Genomic DNA, 7918 nt, shown 5'->3' on the forward strand with positions numbered 1-7918 from the left:
GAGCAGCGCGAGCGCACGCGCCATGAACACCTCGCCGTCCTCGGTCGGGCTCACGCGCCGCGTGGTGCGATGCAGCAGACGCGTGCCGAGCGTGCGTTCGAGGTTCGCGAGCCGCGCGCTCGCGACGGCGGCGGACAGCCCGAATTCGCGGCCCGCGGCGGAGACGTTCGCGAGTTGCGCCGCGCGCACGAACAGCGCGACATCGAGCAGATCGAGACGCTCGCGCGGATCGGCGGCGAGGGGAAGATCGGGCGTTATCGCGCTCATGGCTCGCTCATTATCAAAAATAACCGAAGAATGTTTCATCGATTATGAGGCTTTTCGGCCATGGAGGCGGCGCCTAGGATGTCACTCAACGGCGCGCGACACGCGAAAGACCACGCGGCGCCCGAAGCGAAATCCCGTCGTCTTCCTCCATTCCTCGTTAATCCTCCCAAGGAGCCCGCAATGAAAGCCGTTGGCCTCTACCGCTATCTCCCGATCGACGCCCCCGAAGCCTTGCTCGATCTCGATCTGCCCACGCCCGTGCCCACCGGCCGCGACGTGCTCGTGAAGGTGGAAGCGGTGTCCGTGAATCCCGTCGACTACAAGGTGCGCGCGCCCAAGGACAAGGTCGAGACCGACGCGAAGGTGCTCGGCTACGATGCGGCGGGCACGGTCGCGGCCGTCGGCCCCGAGGTCACGCTGTTCAAGGTCGGCGACCCGGTGTTCTACGCCGGCGACATCACGCGCAGCGGCTCGAACAGCGAGTTCCAGCTCGTCGATGAACGCATCGTCGGCCACAAGCCCGCGTCGCTCGATTTCGCGCACGCCGCGGCGCTGCCGCTGACCGCGATCACCGCGTGGGAAGCGCTGTTCGAGCGTCTGCACGTCTCGCCGCAAGGCGCCGACGCAGGCAAGTGCGTGCTGATCATCGGCGGCGCGGGCGGCGTGGGTTCGATCGGCATTCAGCTGGCGAAACAGCTCGCGAAACTCACCGTGATCGCCACGGCGTCGCGGCCCGAATCGGCCGAATGGGCGCGCTCGCTCGGCGCGGACCACATCGTCAATCATCACGGCGACATGCCTGCCCAGATCCGCGCACTCGGTTTCCAGAACGTCGATTACGTGCTGATTTTCAACGACACCGATGCGAATTTCCCCGCCGCCGCCGAGATCGTTGCGCCGCAAGGCGGCATCGCGACCATCGTCGAAAACGACAAGCCGATTCCGGTCGAGCTGCTCAAGGCGAAGAGCGCCGCGCTGCACTGGGAATTCATGTTCACGCGCTCGATGTTCGGCACGCCCGACATGATCGAGCAGCACAAGCTGCTGACCGAAGTGGCGCGGCTCGTCGATGCGGGCACGCTGCGCACGACGGTCGGCGAAGTGCTCGGGCCGATCAACGCGGCGAACGTGCGGCGCGCGCACAAGCTGCTCGAAGAAGGGCGCGCGATCGGCAAGCTCGTGCTGAGCGGATTCTGATCGGGTGATCTGAACGCGGCGACGCCGCGGCAGCCATGCGCGACGCATGTTTGCCGTGGCGCGCCGCCCATTCCGCGCCCTGGCGAGGGCGAGAAAGCAAGCGGGATAATACCTGGGCCGCGCAATGGCATTGCCGGGCGCACGCGGACGCGCGGCAAGCTAGACTGACAGAAGAACGAAGATTCGCCACACGCTGCCGTGGCCGCGTTTTTCGCGGCGACGTCGGCGCCAGCCAGGAGGTGACGCATGTCTTGCAGCAGCTCCAGCCACTCCCGCCGCGCCCGCGCGGTGCTCGTCCGTGCCGCCGTGGTGTTGTCCTGCGCGATCGCGCTGCCGGCGTTCGCCACCACGCCGATCAAGGTGACCTCGAAGGCCGCGCCCGATGGCCCGATCCGCTACACGGTGAAGGTCACGTCGAAGCTTTACGGCAATTCGCAGGAAACGCGCACGCTGCGTTCCGGCGACACCGACGACTTCACCTGGCGCACCCAGCCGCCCGGCGGCGCGGTGCCGACCGCGCAGAGTTGTCCCGATTACGGTTCGCTGCCGCTCGACGCGAATGGCGCGATGGTGCGCCAGACCCAGGTGCGCCTCGCGCCGATCGTCGCCGCCGACGGCACCGCGAACGTGCAGGTGAGCTTCCGCGCCCAGGCGCCGCGCGGCAAGCCCGCGAGCGGCGAGTCGTGCCCGGAAGTCGTCGCGCATAGCGAAGTGCTGCACTTCTCGATGCCGACCAACGGCACCGTGAAAACGCTCACGCTCAGCGACGGCACGCAACTGGCGATTTCGGCGCAGCGCTGAATCGCGTGTGCGTGTGCGTGTGCGCGTGATCGTGCAGCGAGCGCGGCGCTAGACGCGCGCCTTCGGGCGCGCATCGCGCGCGATGAGCTTCGCCGCGAGAAAACGATGCTCGGGCGAGAACAGCCGCCGATACGCGAGCAGCACCGCGCCCACGGTGCCGAGCGCCGAAGACGCCGCGATCAGGAACATGATGACGATCTGATAGCGCACCGCCTGCAGCGGCGACTGGCCCGCGAGCACCTGGCCCGTCATCATGCCGGGCAGACTCACCACGCCCACGACCGCCATCTGGTTGAGCGTCGGGATCATGCCCGCGCGCACCGCCTCGCGCGCGCTCGCCTGAGCGGCTTCCCAACGCGTCGCGCCGAGCGCGAGCGCGCTTTCCACGCGGTCGCGCCGCGCCGTCAGTTCCTGCATCATCCGTTCGACGCCGAGCGACACGCCCGTGAGCGTGTTGCCGAGAATCATGCCGAGAATCGGAATCGCATATTGCGGCTCGTACCACGGACGAATGCGGATCACCGCGAACAGACCCACGGCGGCCACGAGCCACGCGCTGACCCAGATCGACACAATGCTGTCCGCGCGCTGGCCGCCGTAAGTGCGCGCGCCGCGCTGCGAACCGGCGATACCGGCGATCAGCGTCATCAGCGCCATGAGCGGCAGCACCGCGTACCAGCGGTTGAACGCGAACACCCAGCCGAGCACGTAGCCGATCGCGAGCAGTTGCACGACGGTGCGCACGGCGGCCCACGCGAGCTTGCGTTCGAGATCGAGCTTGAGCAGTACCGAGACCGCGCCGTTCACGAACACGAGCAGCGCCGCGATGCCGACATCGACGAGACTGAGATCTTGCAGCACGCCTGGATTCATTGCGCGTCTCCGGAAGCCGCTTGCTGAAGGGACGATTGAGCTACGGATGATGGCGACGCATCGAGCACGCCCGCGCGCATCGTGATGTGGCGCGTGCCGACACGCGCGGCCTGGGCCGGATCGTGCGAAATCCACACCGTGGCGCGCGTTTCGCGCTGAAGTTGGAACCATTGCTCGACGAGCGCTTCGACTTCGCGCGCCGAATCGGGATCGAGCGAGGCCGTGGGTTCGTCGAGCAGCAGCGCTTCGGGATCGAGTTGCAGCACGCGCACCAGCGCGACGATCTGCGCTTCGCCGCCCGAGAGTTCGGACGCCGCGCGCGAGAGGAAATCGGCGCCGCGTCCGGTGGCGTCGAAGAGCGCGTGCACGCGCGCGGCGTCGAAGCGGATGTCGCGATAGACCGCGAGCGAATAGGGATAGCGCAGGTTGTCTTCGACGCTGCCGTCGATCAGTGCGGGCCGCTGACGCAGGTACGCAATATGCCGCCGATACGACGGAATCCGCGCGCGCGCAACCGCTTCGCCGTGCCAGCGCACCGTGCCGCCGTCGAGCGGATCGAGCAGCGCGAGCGCGCGCAGAAACACGCTCTTGCCCGAGCCCGACGGACCCGTGAGCACGACGCGTTCGCCGCTGTGCAGCGCGAAATCGGTGGGATGCAGCAGAACCTGATCGCGCTGCGCATCGCGCCGCGCGAGGCCGCGCGCTTCGACGAGCGGCGCGCTCACGTCAACGGGGGGACGTTTCGAATCGTTTTGATGTTTCATTGAAAGATGGCAAACAAGACGTGCGAGCGCAGATTGCAGATTCGCACATTCGGGCAAGAACCAGGCACGTCTTCTGCTGTCGTATCGCTGGCGAAACAACAATGCAAAAACCGGAGTGCGCATGACGTCACCGCAACCCAAGCCCCGCGGCCCTGGCCGCATACTCGCCAGGATCTTCGCATGGCTCGTCGCGATTGTAGTCGTGCTCATCGCCGCGCTTGCCGTCTTTATCTACACCTTCGACTGGAATCGCGCCAAGCCTTACGTCAACGAGAAAGTGACGGAAGCGATCGGGCGTCCGTTCGCCATCGTCGGCGACCTGAAGGTGGGCTGGCGTCGTCCGCCCGGCGAAACGGGCTGGCGCGCGTGGGTGCCCTGGCCGCGTTTTTCCGCGGCGCAGATCGAGGTGGCCAATCCCGACTGGGCGAAGGCGCCGCATTTCGCGACGCTCGACGAGATCGACTTCGAAGTGGCCGTGCTGCCGCTGCTCGCGCACGATATCGTGATTCCGGCGATCAATCTCGTGAATCCGTCTGTCGACATCGAACGGCTCGCCGATGGCCGCAACAACTGGACCTTCAAGCTGCCCGCGTCGAGCGGGCCGTCGACGTGGAAACTCAATCTGCATGACATCACGTTCGGCAGCGGCAATATCGCGGTCGACGACAAGCAGACGAAAACCGACGTAAAGATGGTCGTAAGTCTGCTCGGCCAGGGTATTCCGATCGGCAAGGTGATGGAGCAGCAGGAAGCGGCGTCGCGCCAGGGCTCGGCGCAGGTGATCGGCAAGGCGGGCGCGAACCGGCTCGCGCAGCAGGCCGAGAAGCAGCAGGCGTCGGAAGCGGCAGCCGCGAGCGCGGCGGCGGCGAGCGAGGCCAGCGCAGCGAGTGCGGCCGAACCGGCATCGGGCGCGGCAACGACCGCTTCGGACAGCGGCGCCGCTTCGCAAGGCATCGGCTCGAAGCTGGCCGCGGTCGGCGCGAGCGCCGCGAGCAACGCGAACGCGGCGGCCGGCGGCCAGACCAACGAACCGTTCTACGCGATCGGCTGGACCATCAAAGGCACCTACAACAAGACCGCGCTGTCGGGCGAGGGCAAGCTCGGCGGCGTGCTCGCGCTGCAGAACGCGAAGCGTCCGTTCCCGGTGCAGGCCGACGTGCGCGTCGGCGACATGCATATCGCGCTGGTCGGCACGGTGACCGATCCGACGCATCTGGCCGCCGTCGATCTGCGCCTCTGGCTCCAGGGCCAAAGCATGGCGCATCTCTACAACCTGACCGGCGTGACGCTGCCGGAAACGCCGCCGTACGCGACCGAAGGGCGTTTCGTCGGCCAGTTCCGCAAAGGCGCGAGCGTGTTCCGCTACGAGAACTTTACAGGCCGCGTGGGCGGCAGCGACCTGAACGGCACGCTCGTCTATACGCAGCGCGATCCGCGTCCGCTGCTCTCCGGCGAGCTCGTGTCGAACCTGCTGCAATTCTCCGATCTGGCGCCGATCATCGGTGCGGACAGCAAGGCGAGCAAGGCCAAACGCGGCGACACGGTGCAGCAGCCCGCCGACCGCGTGATCCCGGTCGAGCCTTTCAAAACCGACCGCTGGAAAGCCATCGACGCCGACGTGAAGTTCACGGGCCGCCGCATCATCAAGCAAGGCAGTCTGCCGATTCAGGACCTCTACACGCACGTCACGATGACCAACGGCGTGCTCGACTTCGAGCCGCTGCAGTTCGGCGTCGCGGGCGGCACCTTCGCGACGCGTCTGTCGCTCGACGGCAGCGGCGCGCCGCTCAAGGCGCGCGGCACCGTGGAAGCGCGCCATCTGAAGCTCAAGCAGCTGTTCCCGGGCGTGAAGTCGATGCAGCAGGCGCTCGGCGAAGTCAACGGCGACGCCTCGCTGTCCGCGACCGGCAATTCACCGGCGGCGCTCGCTTCGACGTCGAACGGCGAGGTCAAGGCGCTCGTCACGCAAGGCACGGTCAGCCGTCTGCTGATGGAGGCGGCGGGGCTGAACGTGGCGAACGTCGTCTACGAAAAGCTGTTCGGCAACCGCGATGTCAACATAAACTGCGCGGCCGCCGATTTCGTCGCGACCAACGGCGTGGTGAATCCGCGCGTGTTCGCGCTCGACACCGACGACGCCGTGATCGACATCGACGGTCCGATCGATCTGCGCGACGAATCGATGGATATGAAGGTGCATCCGCACACGAAGGGCTTTCGGATCTTCTCGCTGCGCTCGCCGCTTTACGTGAAGGGCACGTTCAAGAATCCGCACGTCGGCGTGGACGCGGCGGCGCTCGCGCTGCGCGGCGGCGCGATGGTCGGCCTCGGTCTGCTCAACCCGTTCGCGGCGCTGATTCCGCTGATCGCGCCGAGCAACAACAAGCCCTTGCCGTGCGCGCAGTTGTTTTCGCAGATTCGCGAGCATCCGGTCGCGCCGCCGCCGGGGCAGAAGATGCGCGCGCCGGCGGCCGCGAAGGGGACGAGCGGTTCCAGTTCCGGTTCGGGTTCGAATGGCGCGAAGGCCGGCGCGGCGGTGCCGGCGAAGCGCGAGGAATCCACGCAACCCGTCGCGCAACCCGGTATGCAGTCGCTCTACAAAGGGAGCTGAACGGAAAGCACTCGGGCGCTCGCACAGACGAGCGCCCATGCGAAAACGCCCGGCGAGAAAGCCGGGCGTTTTTTCTGATGAAACTCAGCGCAGTTGACGCGGGATCGGGTCGCCGGCCGGGTCCTGTCGGCGGGTCACGCTGCGCGAGGCCGCGCCGGGTTTCTCCGCGCCGAACTCGGGCAGGATGCGGGCGCGCGCGCGGCTCGCGAAAATCAGGAAGCCGAAGCCGTCCGCCTCGTACCAGTAGCCGCCGTTTTCGAGTCCTTCGATCGGCTGTTCGAGCGCATGCGCGATGGATTCGATGCAGCGTCTGCGCAACTCGCTCGTCGCCGGATAGGGCGGCTGCGCGCCGCGCACACAGCACAGCAGCACGTCGAGCCCGGGCAGCACGTGTGCGTAGAGCACCGGCTCGTCCTGGGCGCGCGCACGCGCGATCTTGGTGTCGAGTTGACCGAACGGTTTGAAGTGATTCAGCACGGCGAGAAACGACTCGTCGCCATCCGACTTGACGCGTTTCCGCTTTTTCGGGAAGGACATAAAAATTCGCCTGAAAAAGGTGGATTGCAAAACACGCAGCGTTCCCATGCGACCACTCCCGGCTTGGTGCGCCGCACGTCGATCCTTCGTAGCATGCCGACCTGTCACAGGCAATCGCCATGCCGGACCGCACGTCGCGCTCATGTAGGTATCCCGGCGCTCCTTCGCTTACTTTTGTTCGTCTCCGGTCTCAATAATAGACCTGCATGCGCGCGCGGTGTGGCGATTTCTCGGGAAATATCGGGCTTTTCGCATCGCCTGGTGCGAGCTGCCACACACGTTGTCATCTCTTAAATTCGCGCCGATAATGTTTTGGCTCTGGCGCCCGCGGTTAGTCAAAAGGCATGTCGCCCAGACCGCCACCGGACCAGACCGTCATGAAACTCTTCACCAAGGGGCTCCTGCTGATCGCGATTCCCAGCGCCATCGAACTGGCGCTGCTCGGCGTCGTGTTCGACACGCAAGGCAAAGCCGCGCAGGCCGCGCGCAGCGCCGACAACAGCAAGCAGATCCTCTGGCAGGCGACCAGTCTCGTCGATCCGCTGCTGCGCGAAGCCGCGCGCGTGCGCACCGCGATCGTGCTCGAAGATCCCTCGTTCATCGACCGCCGCGCCGTCTGGACCGAATTCTCCGATCGCGTTTCGCTGCTCGCGCACATGGTGAACGACAACCCGGAGCAGCACGCGCGCGTCGAGCGCATCCGTGCGTACGCGCGGACGTGGCGCGCGCGTTGTGCCCAGGTCGCCGACGCCTTGCGCGAGGGCCGCGCCACGTCGTTGGTGCGCGCGGCCGGCGACGGCATGCCGCCCGAGATCGACGCGGTGCGCAACGAACTCGACGCCTTTATCGCCGACGAAACCCGCCTCGA

The 7918-nt window shown here is 66.6% G+C and carries 8 protein-coding genes; 4 read left to right on the forward strand and 4 right to left on the reverse strand.

The window, feature by feature from the left end; all coding sequences use genetic code 11:
* Positions 1 to 267, reverse strand: a 267-nt coding sequence (locus G3N97_RS34100; protein WP_205997276.1) for a LysR family transcriptional regulator, incomplete at its 3' end; no start/stop codon positions are given.
* A gap of 180 nt (positions 268 to 447) precedes the next feature.
* On the opposite strand from G3N97_RS34100, the gene G3N97_RS34105 reads away from it, so the two are divergent.
* Positions 448 to 1464, forward strand: coding sequence for a zinc-binding alcohol dehydrogenase family protein (locus G3N97_RS34105; protein ID WP_205997277.1), 1017 nt, complete (start codon positions 448 to 450; stop codon positions 1462 to 1464).
* Positions 1465 to 1710: 246 nt separating this feature from the next.
* The gene (locus G3N97_RS34110) at positions 1711 to 2265 is read left to right on the forward strand and encodes a DUF6013 family protein (RefSeq protein WP_205997278.1); all 555 of its coding nucleotides are present in this window, start codon (positions 1711 to 1713) and stop codon (positions 2263 to 2265) included.
* 48 nt (positions 2266 to 2313) lie between these two features.
* Here G3N97_RS34110 and fetB read toward each other — a convergent pair whose 3' ends face one another.
* Both fetB and G3N97_RS34120 read right to left on the reverse strand, forming a co-directional pair.
* A complete protein-coding gene (fetB, locus tag G3N97_RS34115; protein ID WP_205997279.1) occupies positions 2314 to 3138 on the reverse strand; it encodes an iron export ABC transporter permease subunit FetB in 825 nt (274 codons plus the stop codon).
* On the reverse strand, positions 3135 to 3863 hold the full coding sequence (locus tag G3N97_RS34120; protein WP_346778160.1) for an ATP-binding cassette domain-containing protein: 729 nt from the start codon (positions 3861 to 3863) through the stop codon (positions 3135 to 3137). The genes fetB and G3N97_RS34120 overlap by 4 nt, the downstream gene beginning before the upstream one ends.
* Before the next feature lie 160 nt (positions 3864 to 4023).
* Here G3N97_RS34120 and G3N97_RS34125 point away from each other — a divergent pair, with 160 nt between their 5' ends.
* On the forward strand, positions 4024 to 6513 hold the full coding sequence (locus G3N97_RS34125; protein WP_205997281.1) for an AsmA family protein: 2490 nt from the start codon (positions 4024 to 4026) through the stop codon (positions 6511 to 6513).
* 84 nt (positions 6514 to 6597) lie between these two features.
* On the opposite strand, the gene G3N97_RS34130 is transcribed toward G3N97_RS34125, so the two are convergent.
* Positions 6598 to 7098 (reverse strand): hypothetical protein, encoded by a 501-nt coding sequence (locus tag G3N97_RS34130; RefSeq protein WP_205997282.1) that lies wholly within the window; start codon positions 7096 to 7098, stop codon positions 6598 to 6600.
* Between the two features lie 329 nt (positions 7099 to 7427).
* On the opposite strand from G3N97_RS34130, the gene G3N97_RS34135 reads away from it, so the two are divergent.
* On the forward strand, positions 7428 to 7918 hold a 491-nt coding region (locus G3N97_RS34135; protein ID WP_205997283.1), incomplete at its 3' end, for a CHASE3 domain-containing protein.

The organism is Paraburkholderia sp. Ac-20347 (genome assembly GCF_017104805.1).
In the GTDB taxonomy this organism is placed as follows: Bacteria; Pseudomonadota; Gammaproteobacteria; order Burkholderiales; family Burkholderiaceae; genus Paraburkholderia; species Paraburkholderia tropica.

Coding starts and splice junctions, on each gene's coding strand:
- G3N97_RS34105 (WP_205997277.1), top strand. CDS start 448: ATGAAAGCCGTTGGCCTCTACCGCTATCTCCCGATCGACGCCCCCGAA.
- G3N97_RS34125 (WP_205997281.1), top strand. CDS start 4,024: ATGACGTCACCGCAACCCAAGCCCCGCGGCCCTGGCCGCATACTCGCC.
- fetB (WP_205997279.1), bottom strand. CDS start 3,138: ATGAATCCAGGCGTGCTGCAAGATCTCAGTCTCGTCGATGTCGGCATC.
- G3N97_RS34110 (WP_205997278.1), top strand. CDS start 1,711: ATGTCTTGCAGCAGCTCCAGCCACTCCCGCCGCGCCCGCGCGGTGCTC.
- G3N97_RS34130 (WP_205997282.1), bottom strand. CDS start 7,098: ATGGGAACGCTGCGTGTTTTGCAATCCACCTTTTTCAGGCGAATTTTT.